Genomic DNA, 22,317 nt, shown 5'->3' with positions numbered 1-22,317 from the left:
ACGGCCTGGGAGAATCGGCGACGGTGATCAACGCTCCGAACACGACCCAGCATGTGCCGACGGCGATCGTCGATCTCGACGCCATCGCGCACAACATCTCCGTGCTGCGCGAACGCGCCGGCTCGGCCGCAGTCATGGCCGTCGTCAAGGCCGACGGCTACGGCCACGGCGCGACCGCCGTCGGGCGGGCAGCGCTGGCCGCGGGCGCAGCCCAGCTGGGCGTCGCGACCGTCGACGAAGCGCTGGCGCTGCGCCGCGACGGCATCACGGCGCCGGTGCTCGCCTGGCTGCACCCGCCGGGGATGGACTTCGCGCCCGCGGTGTCGGCCGACGTCGAGCTCGCGGTCTCGTCGGCGCGACAGGTCAGCGAGGTGCTGTCGGCGGTCGAGCGGACCGGACGTACGGCCACCGTGACCATCAAGGCCGATACCGGTCTGAGCCGCAACGGAGTGTCACCGGAGGATTTCCCGGCCGTCGTCACCGCGCTGCGCAACGCCGCATCCGACGGTGCCGTGCGCATCCGCGGCCTGATGAGCCACCTCGCGCACGGGGACGCGCCCGAGCACCCGTTCAACAGCGTGCAGGGCCAGCGGCTCGGCGAGCTGGCCGCGGCCGCGCGCTCGGCGGGGGTGGGCTTCGAGGTCGTGCACCTGAGCAACTCCCCGGCGGCGCTGACGCGGCCCGACCTGGCGTTCGACATGGTGCGGCCGGGCATCGCGGTCTACGGGCAGACGCCGATCCCTGAGCGTGGCGACATGGGGCTGCGGCCGGCGATGACGGTGACGTGCCCGGTGGCGATGGTGCGCTCGATCCGTGCCGGCGACGGCGTCTCCTACGGGCACACATGGGTCGCGACGGCGGACACCACGGTCGCGCTGATCCCCGCGGGGTATGCCGACGGGGTCTTCCGCTCGCTGAGCAACAAGATGACGGTGCAGATCAACGGCCGCCGCTACCCCAACGTCGGACGCGTCTGCATGGACCAGTTCGTCGTCGACCTCGGACCGGGTCCGGTCGAGGTCAGCGAGGGCGACGAGGCCATCCTGTTCGGCCCGGGCACCCGGGGCGAGCCGACGGCGCAGGAGTGGGCGGATCTGCTGGGCACGATCAACTACGAGGTGGTGTGCAGCCCGCGGGGCCGGATCACCCGCGCGTACCGAGGGGGCGTGCGATGAGCCCGCGGGCGGGCTGGCTCGCGGGTGCGGCGGGAGTCGCCGCCGTCGGCTCGGCCGCCGGGGTCACGGCGGCGCGGTCGTTGCGCCGCCGCGTGACGGACGTCGATCCGCACCGCGACGAGGATTTCGAGCTCCTCGACGCCGATCGCAGCACGGTCGTCACGACACCGGACGGGGTGCCGCTGGCGGTGCGCGAGGTCGGCCCCACCGACGCGCCGCTGACGGTGGTGTTCGCGCACGGCTTCTGTCTTCGCATGGGCTCCTTCCATTTTCAGCGAGCCCGGCTCAGCGAGCAGTGGGGCGCGCAGGTGCGCATGGTGTTCTACGACCAGCGCGGCCACGGCCAGTCCGGGGAGGCGCCCCCGGACACCTACACAGTCGAACAGCTGGGCCGAGACCTCGAGAGCGTGCTGGCGGTCATGGCCCCGCGCGGACCCGTGGTGCTCGTCGGACACTCGATGGGCGGGATGACGGTCCTGTCCCACGCGCGCCAGTATCCGCAGCGCTATCCGACGCGCATCGTCGGCGCCGCGATCATCGCCTCTGCTGCCGAAGGGGTTTCGCGATCACCGTTGGGGGAGATCCTGAAGAACCCCGCGCTGGAGGCGGTGCAGTTCACCGCTCGCTACGCACCGAAGACGGTGCACAGGTTCCGGGGTGCCGCCCGGTCGATCATCGGGCCCATTCTGCGGGCAGCGTCCTACGGCGACGAGAAGATCAGCCCGAGCGTGGTGGCGTTCTCCGAGCGGATGATGCACGACACGTCGGTGACCACGCTCGTCGAATTCCTGCACGCGTTGGAGGTGCACGACGAGACCGCGGGTTTGGTTACGTTGCAGAAGGTGCAGACTCTGATCGCCTGCGGTGACCGAGATCTGCTGACTCCTGCCGAGTATTCACGGGAGATGGCGGCGGCACTGCCGAAGTCGGAACTGGTGATCGTCGGTGGCGCAGGACATCTCGTGCAGTTGGAACAGCCGGAGATCATCGACGAGGCGCTGGTGCGGCTGGTCGAGCGGTCGATGCCGTCGAAGCTTGTCGCCTTGACCCGGCGGGTGCGGGAGCGGGTGCGCAACAATGGCTGACTCGGGGGTGCAGCAGCTGGCCGGCGCCGAGGACACCTTGGCGTTCGGGGCGGAGCTGGGCCGCGGGTTGCGCGCGGGCGACCTGGTGGTGCTGTCGGGTCCACTCGGGGCGGGAAAGACCGTGCTGGCCAAGGGAATCGCGCAGGGCATGGACGTCGAAGGTCCGGTGCTGTCACCCACGTTCGTCCTGGCGCGCGTGCACCGGGCGCGTCGGGCCGGAGCGGCGGCGATGGTGCACGTCGATCTGTACCGCCTTCTGGACGAGAGCTCGGTGGACCTGCTCGCCGAACTCGACTCCCTGGACCTCGACACCGATCTCGACGAAGCGGTCGTCGTCGTGGAATGGGGCGAGGGGATCGCTGAGCGGCTGTCGGAGCGTCACCTCGACATTCGGCTGGAGCGCACGGCCGGCAGTGACGTGCGCACGGCGATGTGGCAGTGGAGCAAGCCGTGAGCAGGCTCGTGCTGGCCGTCGACACCGCCACCCCGGCGGTGACCGCTGGTGTGGTGCGGCTCGACTCCGGGATCGAGGTGCTGGCCGAACGGGTGACGCGCGATCCGCGCGCGCACGCAGAGACGTTGACGCCCAATGTCGTCGGAGCCCTGGCCGACGCCGATGTCGAGGTGAGCGCACTGACTGCTGTGGTGGTCGGGTGCGGGCCGGGACCGTTCACGGGGTTGCGGGTGGGCATGGCGACCGCGGCGGCGTTCGGGCATGCGCTGGGGATACCGGTGCACGGTGTGTGCAGCCTGGATGCGATCGCGGCGGGGACGACGGGAGAGCTGCTCGTGGTCACCGATGCGCGCCGGCGCGAGGTGTACTGGGCGAGGTATCGCGACGGGGTCCGGGTGGATGGGCCCGCGGTCAACGCCGCGGCCGACGTGCCGGCCGGTGCGGCCACGGTGGCAGGCTCGCCCGAGCACGCGGCACTCTTCGAGCTGCCGCGGCTGGCGCCGGTGTCTCCTTCTGTGGCGGGACTCGTTGCCGCCGTGGCAGATTGGGATGCCGAACCGGAGCCCCTGGTGCCTCTGTATCTGCGCAGGCCCGATGCGAAGCCGTCGGCGGTCCCGCGATGAACGTGGAATACGCCACACTGGTGGCCGCCGACGCGGCGCGGTGCGCCGAACTCGAGGCGCAGGTGTTCGACGGGGACGATCCGTGGCCGGAGCGTGCCTTTCTGGCCGAGATCGCGGCCAAGCAAAACCACTACGTGGCGGCGCGCGCCGACGACAAGCTCGTGGGGTATGCCGGCATCGCGCGACTCGGGCGGAGCAAGCCGTTCGAGTACGAGGTGCACACCATCGCGGTCGATCCCGCCTATCAGGGCCACGGCATCGGCCGGGAGATGTTGCGCAGGCTGCTCGCCTACGCCGACGGCGGCGCGATCTTCCTGGAGGTGCGCACCGACAACGAGGCCGCGATCGCGCTGTACGAGAGCGAGGGTTTCACGAGGATCGGGCTGCGCAAGCGGTACTACCGCGTCAGCGGTGCCGACGCCTATTCGATGAAGCGGGAGCCGCGATGATCATCTTGGCGATCGAGAGTTCGTGCGACGAGACCGGAGTCGGTATCGCGGACCTGAGCGACGACGGAACGGTCACGCTGCTGGCCGACGAGGTCGCCTCGAGCGTCGACGAGCATGCCCGATTCGGCGGTGTGGTGCCGGAGATCGCGTCGCGGGCGCATCTGGAGGCGTTGGGTCCGACGATGAGACGTGCGCTGCAGACGGCGGGAATCGACCGGCCGGACGTGGTGGCGGCGACGATCGGGCCCGGACTCGCCGGTGCGCTGCTCGTGGGTGTGGCCGCGGCCAAAGCGTATGCGGCGGCCTGGCAGGTGCCCTTCTACGCGGTGAACCACCTCGGCGGTCACTTGGCTGCCGATGTCTACGATCACGGCCCCCTGCCGGAGAGCATCGGGCTGCTGGTCTCGGGTGGGCACACGAACCTGCTGCACGTGCGCTCGCTCGGGGAGCCGATCGTGGAGCTGGGCTCGACGGTCGACGACGCGGCGGGGGAGGCCTACGACAAGGTGGCGCGACTGCTGGGCCTCGGCTACCCGGGTGGCAGGGTGCTCGACGACTTGGCCCGCGAGGGCAACCCTGCTGCGATCACGTTTCCCCGCGGGATGACGGGTCCGCGCGATGACCGGTATGCGTTCAGTTTCTCGGGGCTCAAGACCGCGGTCGCGCGCTACGTGGAGAGTCATCCGGAGGCCTCGCAGGCCGACATCGCGGCGGGCTTCCAGGAGGCGGTCGCCGATGTGCTGACAGCGAAGGCGGTGCGCGCGGCCGAGGAGCTGGGTGTGTCAACGCTGCTGATCGCCGGCGGTGTGGCGGCGAATTCGCGTCTGCGGGAGCTGGCCGAGGAGCGCTGCGCGGCAGCGGGATTGACGCTGCGGGTGCCGCGTCCGCGGTTGTGTACCGACAACGGGGCGATGATCGCGTCGTTCGCGGCGCACCTGATCGCGGCGGGCGCGGAGCCATCGCCGCTCGATGTGGCCAGCGATCCAGGGCTGCCGGTGGTGCGGGGGCAGGTCGCGTGAGTGATCGTTCGGTGATCACCGAATTGCTGTACCGCTACGCCGAATTGATCGATGCGGGCGACTTCGACGGCGTGGGTCAGCTGTTGGGTCGGGGCAACTTCATGGGTGTAGCGGGCAGCGAGCCGATCGCGGCCCTGTTCGCCGCGACGACCCGTCGTTTTCCCGATCGCGGCAACACCCCGCGCACCCGTCATCTGGTCCTAAATCCCATCGTCGATGTCAGCGGCGACACTGCGGCCGCGCGATCCACGTTCTGCGTCGTCCAGCAGACCGATACCGTTGCGCTGCAGCCGATCGTCGTCGGGCGGTACGCCGACACCTTTGCCCGCGACGGGCACGGCTGGTACTTCACGGAACGCACCGTCGACGTCGAGATGATCGGCGACGTGTCGGACCACCTGCTCATGAATCCCGACCAGCTTCGCTAGAACGGCGGCGGGTCATCGCCGGTGGGTGGGGTGGAGTAGGTGCTCCAGTTGTGTTGTGGTGGGGCGGTTTCGGTGTGTTGTCGGGTGCGTTCGCGGTGGTTGAGTGCGCGTTCTCTTCGGATGTAGGCGGTGTGGTTCTGGGTGCGGCTGCGGTGGCGGGTGGGCATCTTGAGGTGGCGGCCCGGGGTGGGTCGCTGCGCGGTGTTGGTGGGGGTTGGTGGGGGTCCGGTGCGGGTGTTCCAGGACGGGAACAGCAGCGCTGATAGCGGGGTGGTGGTGTAGCTGTGGCCGGTGGGGCTGATCAGGTGTAGGCGCCCGTCGGGGGTTTGTTGTTCGGTCCAGCCGTCCCAGAACGTTTTCAGCAGATGATGGTGGCGGCACAGGCATTTGGTGTTGGCCGGATGGGTCGCCCCGGTGGGGTAGGGCACGGTGTGGTCGATGTCGGCGTGGGTGGCGGGGCGGTCGCAGCCGGGGAAGCGGCATGTCAGGTCGCGGGTGCGCACGAACCGGTCCAGCGCCGTCGACGGGCGGTAGCCCTCGGTGGCCAGACCGTCGGTTGCCCCGACGAAGCGGACTGTGGCGCCGTGGGCGATGAGTTCGGCCAGCAGCGGTGCGGGCACGATGCCCCCTCCGGGGCCCACGATCAGCGCCGCACGACGGGGTTGTGCGGTGGCGGGTGGTGCCGGCTGCGGCGGGGTCGGCTGGTCCGCCTCCAGAGGTGCTGCCGGCTCCGGCTTCTGCTCGGCTTTGTCGGTCTCGGCGGGGGTGGTGTTGCGTGGTGTGTAGTTCGGTGGGGGTGCTTCGCCGTGCAGCTGCGGATCGGGGTGAGCGTCAAGGGTGGCGTGGTCGGCGATCACGGTGACGGTGATGGACGAGGCGCGCCCGTCATCGATCTGGGCGGCCGCGCAGTCGGGGCGTCCGCAGCGGCACGCCAACGCGGTGGCTCCGGCGGCGATCGCGCCGACAGCATCGGCGCGTTTCTGATCCCGGGTGCGGGGATCGTGTTCGCAGACTGAGGCGATCATCATCGCCAACCGGGTCGCCAGCAGCGCCGCATCGGGGGTGGCCAGCCGCCCGTACACCTCGGTGACGCCCGAGCTGTCATGGCGATCCCCGATGGTGAACGACCGATCCCGTGAGCGCTGACGCACCCGCCGTACCGCGTCGGGGTCATAGGTCTGGATCCACACGTCGATGGCGGCCTCGAGCTTCTTCTGCGACAACACCCCCCACCCCGCCACAGCCTCGGCGAAATGGTGGTCGAGCAGCCGCAGGGTCGACGGGTCGAGCACCAGCGCGGTCCGCGACACCACCGCCCTGACCACGTCCAGGCTGACCTGCCCGTCGGCCAGCAGTGCCCCCAGCCGGGGGAAGCGGTCACGCATCGCCACCGCCAGGTCCATCTGCACCGACGCCCGCCCCGCACTGATCCCCAGCGCGGCGCCGACCTCGGCGGCCGCGGCATCCCAGCCCGCGCATACCCAGCGCTCCCGCTCGGGGCGGCGGCGCCGCCGCCACAGTTCGGCGATCGCGGCCAGCTTCATCGCCTCCGCCCGCGCGGCAGCGGCTGCGGAGCTGGTCATCACCTCGACCAGATCCGCCTCCACCACCCGCGTCAACTCGAACACATGTACGAATCTACCCACCGTCACCCCCGCTCGAGAGCACCAAAAACCCAGCCTGGGGATAACCCGGAGGCTGGGGATGAATCCGTCGGCGTTCGCCCGAGGCGTACACGCGAACCCCGACCTTGAGCACCTAGCACTCTCATGTATAGAGTGCTAGGCGGCAGTCGGTTCAACCCTGTGTCGGCACCCGCGACGACGGCGCGAGGGCGGTCACCGACCGCCGTGTACGCACACCCACATCAATACTGAGTGAAGGGGCTCCAATCGTGGCAGTCAACATCAAGCCACTCGAGGACAAGATCCTCGTTCAGGCCAACGAGGCCGAGACCACGACCGCTTCCGGTCTGGTCATCCCCGACACCGCCAAGGAAAAGCCGCAGGAAGGCACCGTCGTCGCAGTTGGCCCCGGCCGCTGGGATGAGGATGGCGAGAAGCGGATTCCTCTGGACGTGTCTGAGGGCGACGTGGTCATCTACAGCAAGTACGGCGGCACCGAGATCAAGTACAACGGCGAGGAGTACCTGATCCTGTCGGCCCGCGACGTGCTGGCTGTCGTCTCCAAGTAAGCGAATCGTGTTCCGCCCCGGACGTTCCCGCATAGACGGGTGATGTCCGGGGCGGTGCGCGTCATACCCGACTTGAGGGAAAGAAACTTATGAGCAAGCAAATCGAATTCAACGAGACCGCGCGTCGCGCCATGGAAGTCGGCGTCGACAAGCTCGCCGACGCGGTGAAGGTGACGTTGGGCCCGCGCGGCCGCCACGTCGTGCTCGCCAAGGCTTTCGGTGGCCCGACGGTCACCAACGACGGCGTCACGATCGCCCGTGACATCGACCTCGAGGATCCGTTCGAGAACCTCGGCGCCCAGCTCGTCAAGTCGGTCGCCACCAAGACCAACGACATCGCCGGGGACGGCACCACGACTGCCACTGTGTTGGCCCAGGCCATGGTGAAGGCCGGTCTGCGCAACGTGGCGGCGGGCGCCAACCCCATCGCCCTCGGCTCGGGCATCAGCAAGGCCGCCGACGCCGTGTCCGAGGCGCTGCTGGCCGCCGCCACCCCCGTCAAGGACAAGAAGTCCATCGCTCAGGTCGCCACCGTCTCCTCGCGTGACGAACTGGTCGGCGAGCTGGTCGGCGAGGCCATGACCAAGGTGGGGACCGACGGCGTCGTCACCGTCGAGGAGTCCTCGACGCTGAACACCGAGCTCGAGGTCACCGAAGGCGTCGGCTTCGACAAGGGCTTCATCTCGGCCTACTTCGTCACCGACTTCGACAGCCAGGAAGCGGTTCTCGAAGACGCACTGGTGCTGCTGCACCGCGAGAAGATCAGCTCGCTCCCCGACCTGCTGCCGCTGCTGGAGAAGGTCGCAGAGGCCGGCAAGCCGCTCCTGATCGTCGCCGAAGACGTCGAGGGTGAAGCGCTGTCGACGCTGGTCGTGAACGCGATCCGCAAGACGCTCAAGGCCGTCGCCGTCAAGGCGCCGTTCTTCGGGGACCGTCGCAAGGCCTTCCTCGATGATCTCGCGGTCGTGACCGGCGGTCAGGTCGTCAACCCCGACGTGGGTCTGGTGCTGCGCGACGTCGGCCTCGAGGTGCTCGGCACCGCGCGCCGTGTCGTCGTCAGCAAGGACAGCACCGTGATCGTCGACGGTGGCGGCACCCAGGACGCCATCGAGGGCCGCAAGGCGCAGTTGCGTTCGGAGATCGAGGCTTCCGATTCCGACTGGGATCGGGAGAAGCTCGAGGAGCGCCTGGCGAAGCTCGCCGGTGGCGTCGCGGTCATCAAGGTCGGTGCGGCCACCGAGACCGACCTCAAGAAGCGCAAGGAAGCCGTCGAGGACGCCGTGGCAGCTGCCAAGGCAGCCGTCGAAGAGGGCATCGTCGTCGGTGGCGGAGCCGCGCTGGTCCAGGCTCGTAGCGCCCTCGACTCGCTGCGTACGGAACTGAGCGGTGACGAGGCGCTCGGCGTCGGCGTGTTCGCGGCCGCGCTCTCCTCGCCGCTGTACTGGATCGCCACCAACGCCGGTCTGGACGGTTCGGTCGTCGTCAACAAAGTGGCGGAACTGCCTGCGGGACAGGGCTTCAACGCCGCGACACTGGAGTACGGCGATCTGATCGCCCAGGGTGTCGTCGACCCGGTCAAGGTGACCCGGTCCGCCGTCGTCAACGCGGCGTCGGTGGCGCGCATGGTGCTCACCACCGAGACCGCCGTCGTCGACAAGCCGGCGGAGCCTCAGGACGACGGTCATGGCCACAGCCACGGCCACGGTCATCACCACCACTAGGACGTAGCGCCAGAAACACCCCCGGTCCGTTGGGCCGGGGGTGTTTTGGTACCACGGTGGCTGCGCCAGCCTTAATCTCGGTCATGGACCGCATCTGGCAGTGGGCCTGGGACCGATTCGGGGCGAGACACCGCTGGGCGGGGCTTGCCGTGGTCGTGCCGGCGGGACTGCCGATCTACCTCTTCTTTTCGTTTCTCATCGTCGGTCTCGAACACTCCCGCCACTATGTCGAGGCCGTCGTCGTGACCCTGGCCGTTCTGCTGGGGATCAATGCATACGCCGGGGTCGCCGATCGCAAGAGCTACCGCCCTGTCGAGCGATGGGCGGATGGCCACGACGTCGATCGGGCGACAGCGTTGGAGGCCACCTACACCTTCGCCCGGAGCGCGGCTCTGCGCGCCGTGTGGCTGGGTGCGGTCGGGTTCGCCGTGATGTCGGTGGTCGTCGCTGTGTTCGTGGGAGCGGATGGACCACGCCTGGCGCAGTACGGACTGCTCGGCGCCGCGGTCGGAACCGCCACGTACCTCATCAGCGTGCACAGCATGTTGGAGGCGACGGCTCGACCGGCGCGACTCGCGATTGCCGGAAACACGAATATCGGTGACTCCCTACCCCGCGCCCGACCGACGATCGCCTGGTGGTCGAGCATGACGGTGCTGGGAACTGCGTTCATCTTCTCCGTCGAGGGCGCGATGTTGGGAGCCGCGATCATCGGGGCCAGTCCAGCGCCGTTGCTGTTCCTCGGTGTCGGCGCTGCGATGACCGTCGGGTTCGGAATCCCGATGGTCGTGGGCGTCGGTTTCTCGCCGTCGATGCGGCCGATCCGCGATCTCACCGAGGGAACCGAACGGGTCACTGCCGGCGACTACGGCATGCGGGTACCGGTGGTGCAGGATGACGATCTCGGAGTGCTGGCGGCGTCGTTCAACCGCATGCAGGCGGGACTGGCTGAGCGGCAACGACTTCAGGCCGCCTTCGGGGCGTACGTCGACCCGGTTCTCGCCGCGCGGTTGCTCGAGCAGGGTGATGACGTGTTCACGGGCGAACGGCGCGAGGTCACCATGATGTTCGTCGACATCCGGGACTTCACGCCGTTCGCCGAGCAGAACACCGCCGAAGACACCGTCGCTCGACTCAACGCCCTGTTCGAGATCGTGGTGCCGGCAGTCGTCGATGCCGGTGGGCACGTGAACAAGTTCCTCGGTGACGGTGCGATGGCCGTCTTCGGCGCGCCCAACGATCTCGCTCACCATGCCGACGCCGCGGTCAGCGCCGCTGTGCAGATCCACCGCCTCGTCGCCCGTCGCTTCGACGGTGAGCTGCGGATCGGAATCGGGATCAACACCGGCACGGTGATCGCCGGCACCATCGGCGGTGGCCACCATCTCGAATTCACGCTGATCGGCGACACGACGAACGTCGCTGCCCGCGTCGAACAACTCACCAAGACAACCGGCGACCCCATCCTCCTCACCGAGCGGACCGTCCAAGCGATGGCCTCTCGCCCAGCCCACTTGATCGATCGTGGATCGCATGCCCTCAAGGGCAAGTCGGCCCCCACTGCGGTATTCGGTCTGGACCCTACGCAGGGCGGTCAGCGGCGGTCCGAGAGCTGATCACGATCTTCGCGCACTCGGCCGTGGGCGAACGCGCTCCACTGCGCGCGAACACGGACAGCCAACTCCTCGTCGACGCCGTCATCGCCCAACATCGGTGCGTCCGACCAGGTTTCGCGAGACCCGAACAGCAGCGGCAGCTCGATGCAGTGGCACGCGCCCAGCGGGCCGGGTGTCCAGTCGACGCGGTACGTCTGTGCACGACCGCCGGCTGCGCGCCACGAGTGGGCGAGCGCGATCGCGGGCGCGCCGAACGCCCGCCGGGTGAGCGCCCGTCCCGCCGCCGACGCGGCCGCACCGCCGACCGGGCCCAGCCGGCGTAGCCGAGCGCCGCGCGGATCGAGCAGCACGAATGGCAGCGCGTCGTCGCGGGTGTATCCGACCAGGATGTCGACGCGCGGGGCCGCCGCCGTCGTCGCCGCAGCCACCGGCGGCATGCTCACCGTCGGCCCGAACGGCATCTTGCCGACCATGCCGAACGGCGCGGCAGCATTGAGGGCTGCCACTTGCGCCTCCAGTAGCAGGTCGATGTCGGCACCGCCGGGCGTGACGCCCCTCAACCGTGCCACGGCAGCCTCGCGCATGGCCGTGACCATCGCGGTGCGATCGACACCGTGAATCCCCAGGGGCGCGCTCTGCAGGATGGCCCGCGAGAACAGCGTCTCGGTCTCCGGGCACATCATCAGCGCCAGCGCCGAATAGCCGCCCGCGGACTGGCCGAACACCGTGACGCGGCGGGGGTCGCCGCCGAACGCGGCGATGTTGTCCTGCACCCACCGCAGTGCGGCGATCTGATCCCGCAACCCGAGGTTGTCGCAGTCGGAGTCGGCGAGGTCGAGGAAGCCCAGGATGCCGAGCCGGTAGCTCACCCGCACGACGACCACGCCGCCATCACGCACCAGATCGTCAGGGTCGTAGATGGCGGCCTCGCCACTTCCCGACACGTAGGCCCCGCCGTGGAACCACACCATCACCGGCAGGCCCGCTGCGTCGGCCGGCGCGGTGACGCTCAGGACCTGGCACCGCTCGCTCATCGGGAGTCCGTCGACCACCGGCCCGGTGACGAAGGCGAGCCGCGAGGGGAGTTGCGGGCAGGCGGGACCCCGCGTTGTGGCGTCGACGACGTCAGGACATGCCGGCACGGGGATGGGTGGCGCGAACCGTTCGGCAGTCGCGTACGGCACTCCGCGGGCCTGGATCAGACCGTCGACCTCTTCGACCAGCAGCCGGCCGCCCGTCGAGGAGATCAGACGCGTGGACACATCTCCACCCTAGGGCGGTGTGCCCACGCTCACCCTGACAGCCCCTGGTCAACGGGCGTGCCATGAGTAAAATGAATTTTGCTCATGACCTTTCGACGGCTGAGCGAATCCGACGAAGCAGGAGGGTACGGCCGTGGGCGCGCAGTCACGTCAGCGCGGGCTTCTGAGCCGAATGGTGCGGGAGACCGACCCGCCGACCGGCGCCATGCCGCGGCTCCCGGCCGCGCACGCGGATATCGACGAGGCCTACTACGCCCGCGTCGGCGAGGTGCTCGACCTGGCGGGCAACATCGGCGCCATCCTGATGGCGTCCGGCACCCCCGCCACCGCCACCATGGATCAGGTCACCGCGATCACGTCGGCCTACGGCGTCGAACGCTGTGAGGTCGATGTCATCAACACCACGATCCACATCGCCGCCTACCGCGGACCGTCGTCGCCGGTCAGCACGCTGCACATCGTGCAGTCCCGGTCCATCGACTTCAGCCGGCTGGCGGCCGTGGACCGATTGATCGCCAAGATCCGCGCCGGCGAGATCTCGCCGACCGATGCCCGCGCCGAACTCGACGAGATCATCATCGCTCCGCACCCGTACCGCCGGTGGATCGCCACCCTGGCGTGGGGCGCGCTGGCCTTCGCGACCGCGGGCACGCTCGGCGCGGGCTGGCTCGGCTGTGTGATCAGTGCGCTGAGCACCATGACGATCGACCGGGTGAACCGCCGGCTCAACCGGCACGGGCTGCCGTTCTTCTTCCAGTACGCGGTGGGCGGGATGATCGCCGCCGCGCCGCCGATCATCCTGTACTGGCTCACCCCCCGACTGGGTCTGCACTTCGAGCCGAGCATCGCCATCGCCGCCGGCCTGGTCGTGCTGCTCGCCGGGCTGTCACTGGTGGGGTCGGTCGGCGACGTGATCAGCGGAGCGCCGGTCACCGCGGCCGGACGCTTCTTCGAGCTGGTGATGATGACGGGAGCGACGATCGCCGGTGTGGCGCTGGTGCTGCATCTCGCCAACCGCTTCGGTGCGCCGTTCGTGGCCATCGACGCGCACGCGCCGCCGGCACTGGCCGAGTTCCCCGCCCGCGTCGCGTTCGGTGCTGCGAGCGCGGCGGCCTACGCGCTGGCCTGCTACGCCGAACGGTCGGCTGCCATCGCGGCCGCGTTCGGTGGGGCGGCCGGCACCATCGCGTTCCTGCTCGCCCAGGGTGCGGGCCTGGGAGCCGTGGTGGCCTCGTTCGTGGCAGCCGTGCCGATCGGACTGGTCGGACGGCTGATGGAACGTCGCAACCTGGCGCCGCCCATGGTCGTCTCGATCGCGGGCATCGTGCCCCTGCTGCCGGGTCTGTCCCTGCTGCACGGCATCTACGCGATCCTCAACGACCAGAGCGCCGTCGGTTTCGCGTCGGTGCTGGGTGCTTTCGCCATCGGCACCGCGCTGGCCGCGGGTGTGACGCTCGGCGAGTGGAGCTCGTGGAAGGTCCGCCGCCGGCGGCTTCAGGCCCGGCGCACGAACAGGAGCTTGAAGCTGCCGGGACGCTCGCCGCTGAGCTCCGCGGACTAGGTGGCCTCCAGGCGGGCCCGCACGGCGGCCATCCGCTGCTGCAGGTCCGCCTCCGAGATCACCCCACGCGCCATCAACGAATGCGCGAGAGCGACGAGCTGGTTCTCCGGGTAGGGCAGATCCGAGTAGGTGCTCGCCACCAACGCGTCCTCCTCGTCCCGGCGTTCCTGGAACGTCGGCACGTCGGCCTCATCCGCCGCGTGGTCCAGCGCGTCGCACAACCCGTCGAGGCTGGTCTTCCACGGCGGCACCGGGTTGTCCACGCCGTACTTGGCCGCCACCCGCGGCCACACGTGGTCGCTGTCCACCATCTGGCGCAGTACCGAACCGTCCACCGTCACTCCGCGATCGGGTGCAGCGCGGGCCGGGTAGCGGTGACGACGTTGGTGGTCACGCCCGGTTTGGGCAGCGCGACACCGATCAGGCAGTCGCGGGTGACGATCTCGGCGAGCTGATCTTCGGTCCACCCGTCGGTGCCTGCCGGACGCATCGGCATCACCATGAAGCGGTGCTTCTGGTTGGAATCCTGCACGCGGACCTCGACGTCGTCGGGGAGGTACAACCCGAACTCGGCGAGGACCTGACGGGGCCAGCGCACCAGCCGACGGCGATAGTTGGGGGTGCGATACCACTCGGGCGAGTTCCCCAGGATCGGCCGGGGATAGCACGAACACAGCGCGCACACGATGACGTGGTGCACCCCGGGAGAATCCGCCAGGATCTCGAAAGCGGTGAAATCGCTGGGTGTTCCGAAGCCGGTCGGTTCCATCCAGTCGACCCCGACCGCCTTGCTGGCCGACATGGGTTCGGTCAGCGCGAGCTCCCTGAAATCCGGATCCAGCCATGCCCGGGCCACCAGCCGCGCGGCCGGTGTCGGACCGATCTGCTCGGCGAACTCGGTGAACCGCCGGTGGTCCTCCGCGGTGAAGATGCCCTTTTCGATGCAGAGCTCGCGCAGCGCGATCTCGAGCACCTCGAAATCGGTGATCTCGTCGACCATCGGCTTGACGGTCCGGTCGTGATCGTGATCATGCGAGTGGTCATGCGGCACGGTCGATTCCCTTCTCGGACAGAGCAATTCAGCGCGGCGCCAGCCAACGCTCGGGCAACTCGGTGCGCAACGTGTCCGAGGCGGTGCCGGTGTAGCCGTCCCAGAGCTCGCTCTGGATGAACTCGACGACGTAGAACCACTCGGGGCGGGCGTCGGGGCGGTCCCAGGTCTCGTCCTCGGCCGCCGGACTCTCGTAGGCCACGGTGGCGATGCGCCCGGATGCGCCGCGCACGTACTCGGGCGTGCGGGTGTAGAAGATCACCGGCAGGTCGCGCACGACGACCTGATCGCCGACGGCGAAGCGCGGCGGTCCGGCCTGTCCGGCGTAGACCTGAGGGTCACCCTTGCCGACGGCGTGCCGGTGGTGGGCGTTGCGGGCGACTCCGGCGCCGTCGCCGTGCGATTTCGGTTGTGCCTCCGGCGTGCGTCCCGCCAATCCACCGGCGTAGCGCTGCGCGACCTCGGCCATGCGCTCGCTGAGCTCACCGAGGCTGATGTGGTGCTTTTCGACGAGCACCCGGGCCACGGCGAGCAGCCACCGACCGTAGTAGGGCAGCCCCAAATACTCGGCGCGGCCCACGTCGACGTTGCCGATGCGGCGGCGTTCCTCGGACAGCCAGATACCCCGTGCGGCGAGCACCTCGCACATGACGTAGGTGAGCTCTTCCCACTGCTCGTACTGCTTGTTCTCGTACTTCATCGGCGCGTCGGGTTCGCCGCCGACGTCGTGAACTGGCTTGAGATAGGCCTTGATTCGCGCCGCATCGAGCAGATCGGGCGGGGGAGCGTCGGGCAGTTCAGGGAACGCGGACTTCAGCCGCGCCACCAACTCGAGCTGCGCGGCGCGCTCGGCGGCAGTACTCATCCCTTGCGACCCCCAGGGTGGCGACGTTGCCTGGCGGTCCGAGCCTAACCTCGGCCCACCCGGCCCCGGGTGGTTTCGGGTCGATCAGGCCGAGCGGCGAATGCCCCGCTTCAGCAGGAGTTCGCGCTCGGATTCACTCAAACCGCCCCAGATGCCGTAGGGCTCACCCACAGCAAGCGCGTGCGAACGGCACTGCGTGATCACAGGGCAACTGCGGCACATCTCCTTGGCGCGCATCTCGCGCTGTGCACGGGCGCGACCACGCTCGCCGTCGGGATGGAAGAACATCGCGGAATCGACACCCCGGCAAAGACCCTGCATCTGCCAATCCCAGATGTCGGCGTTCGGACCGGGAAGCTGCTGCGGCTGTGGCACTGCGAAACCCCTCTCTGCACATCCCTTTTCTCACTCGTGGATGCGTCAGTCGTGGAACGAATCCGAGCACAGTCGCCGATGACCACTCGTGCACACAACGTAGAAGGGCTTCGGATTTTCCGTCAATAGCCGCCCCTGTGCGAAAGCGCATAGGGCCAGGCCCAGAATTAACATCACGTTCATCGGTGGTAATCCTTCGCAACGACTGAGGTGATAGGCGCTTCGGGCCCACCGCCCATTTCGGCGTCATTTGGCCCGGTCAGTTAATGTCACGTTGCGAGAACGGAACTCGACACCCGTCGACCAGTTTTCCTGTTCGTAACAAGACGAGCATGAACTGTTAACTGACGGCCGTATCAGATTCGCCGGAGTTGATAACGTCGGCTCTCGACATGGGCTCCGACACGGACACCGGATGGGACACCGGACTGAATTCGGCGGCGTTCGGCAGCAATCCCGGCGTGTGGCCGCTGCCGGCTGCGACCACCCCCGAGGAGCGGTGGCTGCGTGCCGTCGCTGCCGGCGGACAAGGCCGCTACGCCGCCGCGGTGGCCGACCTCGATCAGCTACTGCGCGCCGTGGACCGCGGGCCGCTCGCCTCACTCGCGCTGAGCACCCGAGGTTCGTTTCTGCGTCAGCTCGGCTGGCACAAACGGGCCCGCTCGCTCGACGGTGCGGCATGGGGCCGGTCGGACGGAACCGGTGATGCGGGGGCGGACGCACTGATCGGGCTGGCCGCCGACGCTCTGGGCGTCGGCCGGTTCGCAGCATCTGAACGGGCGCTCGTGCGAGCGGCCGAGGTCCTACCGACCGCGCGGTCTGCGCGCCTACCGATCCGGCTGGCATGGGTGTCGGCCGAGCTCGCGATGGCACGGGGTGACGCCGCCGCCCTCGACCACGCGCAACGAGCAGTCGAGCTGGCAGGCCGGATCCCGTCGGTGCGGCACCGCATCAAGTCGCTCCTCGTGCGGGCCGCGGCGCACTGCGCAACCGGTGACATCGACGCGGCCCGCCGAGACGGCGATCGCGTCCTGTCGCACACCGCGGAGCACGGGCTGGTCCCGCTGCGCTGGGCGGCTGCGTCGCTGCTGGCGGGCATCGGAAGCGTGGACTTCCCCGAACGCGAGATCACAGACGTTCGCTCCAGTTGCGCCGAAACCGTGATCAGACGTGGCGGCGTGTGGCGCTCGCGCTAACGGGGTTGCGCCCCGAGCGGTCGTTATTGTTTAGCTGAGCCACACAACCGACACCTGAATCCGGTGTCCCCGACGTAACGCTGGAGAGCCTGCTCACGATGACAATTTCGGGAGAACGTCTCGATGCTGTCGTGGCAGAAGCCATCGCCGGCAACCGGGATGCACTCCGGGAGGTGCTGGAGACCATCCGCCCCCTCGTCGTCCGGTACTGCCGGGCACGGGTGGGAACCGCGGAACGCAGCGGTCTGTCAGCTGATGACGTTGCTCAGGAGGTGTGCTTGGCTGCCATCACGGCGCTGCCGCGGTACAAGGATCAGGGACGACCGTTTCTGGCCTTCGTGTACGGCATCGCAGCGCACAAGGTTGCCGACGCACATCGGGCCGCCGGACGAAACCGGGCCGACCCGATGGAGGTGGTGCCGGAACGCTTCGCCGGTGAGGCCGGTCCCGAGCAGATGGCCATCGACTCCGAGTCGTCGGCCAGGATGAACGCCCTCCTGCAGATCCTTCCCGAGAAGCAGCGCGAGATCCTCATCCTGCGCGTCGTCGTCGGCATGAGTGCCGAAGAGACCGCCGAGGCGGTCGGCAGCACGGCGGGTGCGGTCCGGGTGGCCCAGCACCGTGCGCTGTCTCGACTCAAGACGGAGATCATGGCGACGGGACGTGACCATGCCTGACTTCGGACGCTGGAACAACAGTGGTGGGGATCCGTCGCTGAACGAGATCAACCGCACCGACCAGTTCCTCGACGCATTGGCCGGTCAGCAACCGACCTACGCGACCGACCGCGGCGAGGCCGAACTGGCCCGCTTGCTGGCCGGCTGGCGCGACGACGTGCGCGAGACACCGATGAACGACGTGCTGACGATGCAGGACGCCGTCGCAGCCCTCGATCGGGTGAATTCGCCCGGTCGCCGGCGCCGTCTGTCGCTGGCCGTGGTCGGTTCGGCCGCGGCCGCGGTGCTGTGCCTCGGTGGGTTCGGCGCCGTGATCGCAGGCTCCGGCCCGGGTGATGCGCTCTACGGTCTGCGCACCGTGCTGTTCGGCGGACAGGAACAGACGCGCGACGACGCGGTCGCCCTGGCCGCGCAGACCGAGATGCAGCAGGTACAGAAGCTGATCGAGCAGGGCGACTGGCAGGGTGCCCAGGCCAAGCTCGAGGCGGTCACCACGACGGTCGCGACGGTCGGCGACGATCAGCGCAAAGCCGAGCTGGTGTCCCAGTGGCAGGAGTTGACGGTCAAGGTCGAGGCACAGGATCCCGCCGCGACCGTGGCGCCGGGTGTGCCGCTGCCCACCTTCCCCGCCGTCAGTGTCGATCCGAATGCCGTCCTGCCGTCCTCGCCGACGGAGACGTCGTCGGTGACCTCTCCGTCGGACACGTCGTCGGTGACCTCTCCGTCGAACACGACCTCGGCGACCTCCCCGTCGAACACGACCTCGGTGACGACCTCGGGAGGGGCCCCGTCGTCGAGCACTGATGCGACCCAGCCCTCGGCCACCCCGTCGGCCACGCCGTCGTCGCCGCTGGAGGCGACCCCGTCGAGCACGGCCGTCCCGGCCCCGTCGTCGACGACCCCGCGTACGACTGCCGCCCCGTCCTCGACGACCTCGCCGTCGACCACAGCGGCGGTCACGCCCACCACGACGACATCGGTCGTGGTTGCGCAGTCGACGACGACGGCAGCCTCGCGGGCGACCACGGCGGCTCCGACGTCAGTAGCTCCGACGCCAGTGGCTCCGACGTCAGTTGCTCCGGCGAGCACGACCGCACCGGCAGTCGCGGTCCCGTCGAGCGCACCCGTCACGGTAGAGCCGGCGGTTCCGACCACGACGACACTGCCGGTCGAGCCGCAGGAGCCCAACTGACGACGGGCAGATTCAGCCCTCAGCGATAGCCGTCGGACTCCGAGGCCGCCTCGTTCAGCGACGCATCGGCGTAACCGCGGCAGTAGTCCCAGGTGACATACGAATCCGGCTCGGGGTCGTAGGCCGGTTCGTGCGGGCGGACGGTGCCGTCGACGAGCAGCTGGAGCAGGTTGGCCCGCAGCATGTCCCAATCGTGGTAGTGGTCCTGCTGGCATTCGTCACAGCAGACGACGAGGCCGCGAATTCCCTTGTGCGCCAACAGCGCCTCATACACGGCCAGGTCGGCCAGGTCGGCCTCCACGGCGGTACGTTCCTGCGGATCCAGCGGCTGCCCCGGCTCGAGCGCATCGAGGGCTGCCGACGGATCGCTCGGGTCGTCGGCGAACGGGTCAGGCGGCAATCCTGGCGGCAGGTGGTCTCGCACGCCACAAGACTACGCAGCCCTGCGGGTATCGCGCCAGCACTCTCGCGGCACGTCATGGCGAACACAAATGCCGAGCTTGATGCCGATAAGATGGGCTTTTCAGGTCGCGTTCGTTTCTCGATCGCATGGCCTGTCCCGCGTTGTGTTGATGGAGGCTCCCATGTCGATCGCCGAGAGCAGCATTCCCCTGGCCGTGCCCGTGCCCACCGGCGGTGATGACCCGACCAAGGTGGCCATGGTGGGTCTCACGTTCGACGATGTCCTGCTGCTGCCCGCCGCGTCCGATGTGATTCCCGCCACGGCGGACACGTCCAGCCAGCTGACCCGCAAGATCCGGTTGAAGGTGCCGCTGGTCAGCTCGGCGATGGACACCGTGACCGAGTCGCGGATGGCGATCGCGATGGCGCGTGCCGGCGGGATGGGGGTGCTGCACCGCAACCTTCCCGTCGCCGAGCAGGCCTCGGCCGTGGAGACCGTCAAACGATCCGAGGCCGGCATGGTGACCGACCCCGTCACCTGCTCTCCGGACAACACGCTCGCCGAGGTCGACGCGATGTGCGCGCGCTTTCGCATCTCGGGCCTGCCGGTGGTCGACACCGCCGGCGCCCTCGTCGGGATCATCACCAATCGCGACATGCGTTTCGAGGTCGACCAGTCCAAGCCCGTCCGGGAAGTGATGACCAAGGCTCCGCTGATCACCGCGCAGGAGGGCGTCTCGGCCGAGGCGGCGCTGGGATTGTTGCGCCGCAACAAGATCGAGAAGCTGCCGATCGTCGACGGCAACGGCAAGCTGACCGGTCTGATCACGGTGAAGGACTTCGTCAAGACCGAGCAGTTCCCGCTGGCCACCAAGGACAGCGACGGCCGGCTGCTCGTCGGTGCAGCCGTCGGCGTCGGCGAGGACGCGTGGACCCGGGCGATGACGCTGGCCGACGCCGGAGTGGACGTGCTGATCGTCGACACCGCCCACGCCCACAACCGCGGGGTGCTCGACATGGTGCACCGGCTCAAGGCCGCCATCGGTGACCGCGTCGAGATCGTCGGCGGCAACGTCGCGACGCGGGCGGCCGCCGCAGCGCTGGTCGAGGCGGGGGCCGACGCGGTCAAGGTCGGCGTCGGGCCCGGTTCGATCTGCACCACGCGTGTGGTCGCCGGCGTCGGCGCCCCGCAGATCACCGCGATCCTCGAAGCCGTGGCCGCGTGTGCGCCGCACGGCGTGCCGGTGATCGCCGACGGGGGACTGCAGTACTCCGGCGACATCGCCAAGGCGCTCGCGGCGGGGGCATCGACGGCGATGCTCGGCTCGCTGCTCGCCGGCACCTCGGAGTCGCCCGGTGAGCTGATCTTCGTCAACGGCAAGCAGTTCAAGAGCTACCGCGGCATGGGCTCGCTGGGTGCGATGCAGGGTCGTGGGGCGGGTGGCAACCTGCGCGGTTCCTACTCAAAAGACCGGTACTTCCAGGACGACGTGCTGTCGGAGGACAAGTTGGTGCCCGAGGGGATCGAGGGCCGGGTACCGTTCCGCGGTCCGTTGTCCACGGTGATCCATCAGCTCGTCGGCGGCCTACGCGCGGCGATGGGGTACACCGGCTCGGCCACCATCGAGGCTCTGCAGCAGGCGCAATTCGTGCAGATCACCGCGGCCGGTCTCAAGGAGAGCCACCCCCACGACATCACGATGACGGTGGAAGCCCCGAACTACACCACCCGCTAGGGTCGTCGCGGGATCAACAGGGGAGTGGACAACATGCGAGACATGGTCGAGATTGGTATGGGCCGAACCGCGCGCCGTACCTACGAGCTCGGCGACATCAACATCGTGCCGTCGCGGCGCACCCGGTCGTCCAAGGACGTCTCGACGGCATGGCAGCTCGACGCCTACCGGTTCGAGATCCCGGTGCTGGCCCACCCGACCGATGCGCTGGTGTCCCCTGAGTTCGCGATAGAGCTGGGCCGCCTCGGTGGTCTGGGCATCCTCAACGGCGAGGGTCTGATCGGCAGGCACGCCGACGTCGAGGCACGCATCGTCGAGGTGATCGAGGCCGCTTCCAAGGAGTTCGATCCGTCGGCGTCGGTTCGGCTGCTGCAGCAATTGCATTCTGCGCCAATCGATCTCGATCTTCTCGGCGCCGCGGTTGCGCGGATTCGGGAGGCCGGCGTCACCACCGCGGTGCGCGTCTCGCCGCAGAACGCGCAGGCGTTGACGCCGACGCTGGTGGCGGCCGGGATCGACCTGCTGGTCATCCAGGGCACGATCATCTCCGCCGAGCGCGTCGCTTCGGACGGCGAGCCGCTGAACCTGAAGACCTTCATCTCCGAGCTCGACGTGCCGGTGGTCGCGGGCGGTGTGCTGGACCACCGCACCGCACTGCACCTGATGCGCACCGGCGCCGCCGGTGTGATCGTCGGATACGGCTCCACCGCCGGGGTCACGACGTCCGATGAGGTGCTCGGCATCAGCGTGCCGATGGCCACCGCGATCGCCGACGCGGCGGCCGCTCGGCGGGAGTACCTCGACGAGACCGGCGGCCGGTATGTGCACGTGCTCGCCGACGGTGACATCCACACCTCGGGTGAGCTGGCCAAGGCCATCGCCTGCGGCGCCGACGCCGTCGTGCTCGGCACCCCGCTCGCGTCAGCGGCCGAAGCGCTGGGCGGCGGCTGGTTCTGGCCGGCTGCGGCCGCCCACCCGTCACTGCCGCGCGGCGCGCTGCTGCAGGTGGAGTCCGGGGAGCGGCCCGCCCTCGAACAGGTGTTGAACGGCCCGTCGGACGACCCGTTCGGTGCGTTGAACCTGGTCGGCGGCCTGCGGCGGTCGATGGCCAAGGCGGGCTACTGCGATCTCAAGGAGTTCCAGAAGGTCGGTCTGACCGTCGGCGTCTGACCACCATTGTGTCGCGGGCCACTTTACAAAGTTGGCCGTCATGTCGAGAGGCCGCATAATGGACGG

The 22,317-nt window shown here is 69.0% G+C and carries 23 protein-coding genes; 16 read left to right on the top strand and 7 right to left on the bottom strand.

Annotated elements, in window-relative coordinates:
* Positions 1 to 23: 23 nt before the first annotated feature.
* The 7 genes from alr to MHN84_RS02950 are packed head-to-tail and all read left to right on the top strand — an operon-like array spanning position 24 to position 5,233.
* A complete protein-coding gene (alr, locus tag MHN84_RS02980; RefSeq protein ID WP_241203126.1) occupies positions 24 to 1,175 on the top strand; it encodes an alanine racemase in 1,152 nt (383 codons plus the stop codon).
* Positions 1,172 to 2,260 (top strand): alpha/beta fold hydrolase, encoded by a 1,089-nt coding sequence (locus MHN84_RS02975; RefSeq protein WP_241203125.1) that lies wholly within the window; start codon positions 1,172 to 1,174, stop codon positions 2,258 to 2,260. Before alr ends, MHN84_RS02975 begins: the two co-directional genes overlap by 4 nt.
* Complete coding sequence (gene tsaE / locus MHN84_RS02970; RefSeq protein WP_241203124.1) at positions 2,253 to 2,714, top strand: tRNA (adenosine(37)-N6)-threonylcarbamoyltransferase complex ATPase subunit type 1 TsaE; 462 nt, start codon at positions 2,253 to 2,255, stop codon at positions 2,712 to 2,714. Before MHN84_RS02975 ends, tsaE begins: the two co-directional genes overlap by 8 nt.
* Positions 2,711 to 3,337 (top strand): tRNA (adenosine(37)-N6)-threonylcarbamoyltransferase complex dimerization subunit type 1 TsaB, encoded by a 627-nt coding sequence (gene tsaB, locus MHN84_RS02965; RefSeq protein ID WP_241203123.1) that lies wholly within the window; start codon positions 2,711 to 2,713, stop codon positions 3,335 to 3,337. The genes tsaE and tsaB overlap by 4 nt, the downstream gene beginning before the upstream one ends.
* Positions 3,334 to 3,786: a ribosomal protein S18-alanine N-acetyltransferase gene (gene rimI / locus MHN84_RS02960; RefSeq protein WP_241203122.1), complete on the top strand. Its 453-nt coding sequence runs from the start codon at positions 3,334 to 3,336 to the stop codon at positions 3,784 to 3,786. The genes tsaB and rimI overlap by 4 nt, the downstream gene beginning before the upstream one ends.
* Positions 3,783 to 4,805, top strand: a complete 1,023-nt coding sequence (tsaD, locus tag MHN84_RS02955) for a tRNA (adenosine(37)-N6)-threonylcarbamoyltransferase complex transferase subunit TsaD (protein WP_241203121.1) — start codon at positions 3,783 to 3,785, stop codon at positions 4,803 to 4,805. Before rimI ends, tsaD begins: the two co-directional genes overlap by 4 nt.
* Positions 4,802 to 5,233 (top strand): nuclear transport factor 2 family protein, encoded by a 432-nt coding sequence (locus MHN84_RS02950; RefSeq protein ID WP_241203120.1) that lies wholly within the window; start codon positions 4,802 to 4,804, stop codon positions 5,231 to 5,233. Before tsaD ends, MHN84_RS02950 begins: the two co-directional genes overlap by 4 nt.
* Here the strand turns inward: MHN84_RS02950 and MHN84_RS02945 are convergent.
* Complete coding sequence (locus MHN84_RS02945) at positions 5,230 to 6,861, bottom strand: HNH endonuclease signature motif containing protein (protein ID WP_241203119.1); 1,632 nt, start codon at positions 6,859 to 6,861, stop codon at positions 5,230 to 5,232. The two genes, MHN84_RS02950 and MHN84_RS02945, sit on opposite strands and share 4 nt — an antisense overlap.
* A gap of 263 nt (positions 6,862 to 7,124) precedes the next feature.
* On the opposite strand from MHN84_RS02945, the gene groES reads away from it, so the two are divergent.
* The 3 genes from groES (at position 7,125) to MHN84_RS02930 (ending at position 10,764) form a co-directional block, all read left to right on the top strand.
* The gene (groES, locus tag MHN84_RS02940; protein ID WP_032668542.1) at positions 7,125 to 7,427 is read left to right on the top strand and encodes a co-chaperone GroES; all 303 of its coding nucleotides are present in this window, start codon (positions 7,125 to 7,127) and stop codon (positions 7,425 to 7,427) included.
* Positions 7,428 to 7,516: 89 nt separating this feature from the next.
* Positions 7,517 to 9,148: a chaperonin GroEL gene (groL, locus tag MHN84_RS02935; RefSeq protein WP_241203118.1), complete on the top strand. Its 1,632-nt coding sequence runs from the start codon at positions 7,517 to 7,519 to the stop codon at positions 9,146 to 9,148.
* 83 nt (positions 9,149 to 9,231) lie between these two features.
* Positions 9,232 to 10,764 carry an adenylate/guanylate cyclase domain-containing protein gene (locus MHN84_RS02930; protein WP_241203117.1) on the top strand — a complete coding sequence of 511 codons (1,533 nt, stop codon included), beginning with the start codon at positions 9,232 to 9,234 and terminating at the stop codon, positions 10,762 to 10,764.
* Here MHN84_RS02930 and MHN84_RS02925 read toward each other — a convergent pair.
* Positions 10,743 to 12,026: a carboxylesterase family protein gene (locus MHN84_RS02925; RefSeq protein ID WP_241203116.1), complete on the bottom strand. Its 1,284-nt coding sequence runs from the start codon at positions 12,024 to 12,026 to the stop codon at positions 10,743 to 10,745. The genes MHN84_RS02930 and MHN84_RS02925 overlap by 22 nt on opposite strands.
* Before the next feature lie 133 nt (positions 12,027 to 12,159).
* On the opposite strand from MHN84_RS02925, the gene MHN84_RS02920 reads away from it, so the two are divergent.
* The gene (locus MHN84_RS02920) at positions 12,160 to 13,587 is read left to right on the top strand and encodes a threonine/serine exporter ThrE family protein (protein ID WP_241203115.1); all 1,428 of its coding nucleotides are present in this window, start codon (positions 12,160 to 12,162) and stop codon (positions 13,585 to 13,587) included.
* Here the strand turns inward: MHN84_RS02920 and MHN84_RS02915 are convergent.
* The 4 genes from MHN84_RS02915 to MHN84_RS02900 form a co-directional block, all read right to left on the bottom strand.
* A complete protein-coding gene (locus MHN84_RS02915; RefSeq protein WP_241203210.1) occupies positions 13,584 to 13,898 on the bottom strand; it encodes a thiocyanate hydrolase in 315 nt (104 codons plus the stop codon). The genes MHN84_RS02920 and MHN84_RS02915 overlap by 4 nt on opposite strands.
* A 26-nt stretch (positions 13,899 to 13,924) precedes the next feature.
* Complete coding sequence (scnC, locus tag MHN84_RS02910; RefSeq protein ID WP_241203209.1) at positions 13,925 to 14,587, bottom strand: thiocyanate hydrolase subunit gamma; 663 nt, start codon at positions 14,585 to 14,587, stop codon at positions 13,925 to 13,927.
* A 79-nt stretch (positions 14,588 to 14,666) separates the two neighbouring features.
* Positions 14,667 to 15,503 (bottom strand): SH3-like domain-containing protein, encoded by an 837-nt coding sequence (locus tag MHN84_RS02905; protein WP_241203114.1) that lies wholly within the window; start codon positions 15,501 to 15,503, stop codon positions 14,667 to 14,669.
* 84 nt (positions 15,504 to 15,587) lie between these two features.
* Complete coding sequence (locus tag MHN84_RS02900) at positions 15,588 to 15,878, bottom strand: WhiB family transcriptional regulator (protein WP_046365189.1); 291 nt, start codon at positions 15,876 to 15,878, stop codon at positions 15,588 to 15,590.
* Positions 15,879 to 16,270: 392 nt separating this feature from the next.
* Here MHN84_RS02900 and MHN84_RS02895 point away from each other — a divergent pair, with 392 nt between their 5' ends.
* The 3 genes from MHN84_RS02895 (at position 16,271) to MHN84_RS02885 (ending at position 18,943) form a co-directional block, all read left to right on the top strand.
* Positions 16,271 to 17,074, top strand: coding sequence for a hypothetical protein (locus MHN84_RS02895; protein WP_241203113.1), 804 nt, complete (start codon positions 16,271 to 16,273; stop codon positions 17,072 to 17,074).
* 98 nt (positions 17,075 to 17,172) lie between these two features.
* Entirely contained in the window at positions 17,173 to 17,751 is a 579-nt protein-coding gene (locus MHN84_RS02890) for a sigma-70 family RNA polymerase sigma factor (RefSeq protein ID WP_241203112.1), read from the top strand.
* Positions 17,744 to 18,943 (top strand): anti-sigma-D factor RsdA, encoded by a 1,200-nt coding sequence (locus MHN84_RS02885; RefSeq protein ID WP_241203111.1) that lies wholly within the window; start codon positions 17,744 to 17,746, stop codon positions 18,941 to 18,943. The genes MHN84_RS02890 and MHN84_RS02885 overlap by 8 nt, the downstream gene beginning before the upstream one ends.
* A 19-nt stretch (positions 18,944 to 18,962) precedes the next feature.
* On the opposite strand, the gene MHN84_RS02880 is transcribed toward MHN84_RS02885, so the two are convergent.
* Positions 18,963 to 19,367 carry a DUF5319 domain-containing protein gene (locus MHN84_RS02880; RefSeq protein ID WP_043406106.1) on the bottom strand — a complete coding sequence of 135 codons (405 nt, stop codon included), beginning with the start codon at positions 19,365 to 19,367 and terminating at the stop codon, positions 18,963 to 18,965.
* Between the two features lie 160 nt (positions 19,368 to 19,527).
* Between MHN84_RS02880 and guaB the strand changes: the two genes are divergently transcribed.
* Positions 19,528 to 21,081: an IMP dehydrogenase gene (gene guaB, locus MHN84_RS02875; RefSeq protein ID WP_241203110.1), complete on the top strand. Its 1,554-nt coding sequence runs from the start codon at positions 19,528 to 19,530 to the stop codon at positions 21,079 to 21,081.
* A 42-nt stretch (positions 21,082 to 21,123) separates the two neighbouring features.
* Entirely contained in the window at positions 21,124 to 22,251 is a 1,128-nt protein-coding gene (locus MHN84_RS02870) for a GuaB3 family IMP dehydrogenase-related protein (protein ID WP_241203109.1), read from the top strand.
* Positions 22,252 to 22,317: the final 66 nt, after the last annotated feature.

Source organism: Mycobacterium sp. PSTR-4-N, from assembly GCF_022348085.1.
Taxonomy (GTDB): domain Bacteria; phylum Actinomycetota; class Actinomycetes; order Mycobacteriales; family Mycobacteriaceae; genus Mycobacterium.
The sequence above is the reverse complement of the archived record's forward strand: the minus strand, read 5'-3'. Positions and strand labels throughout refer to the sequence as shown.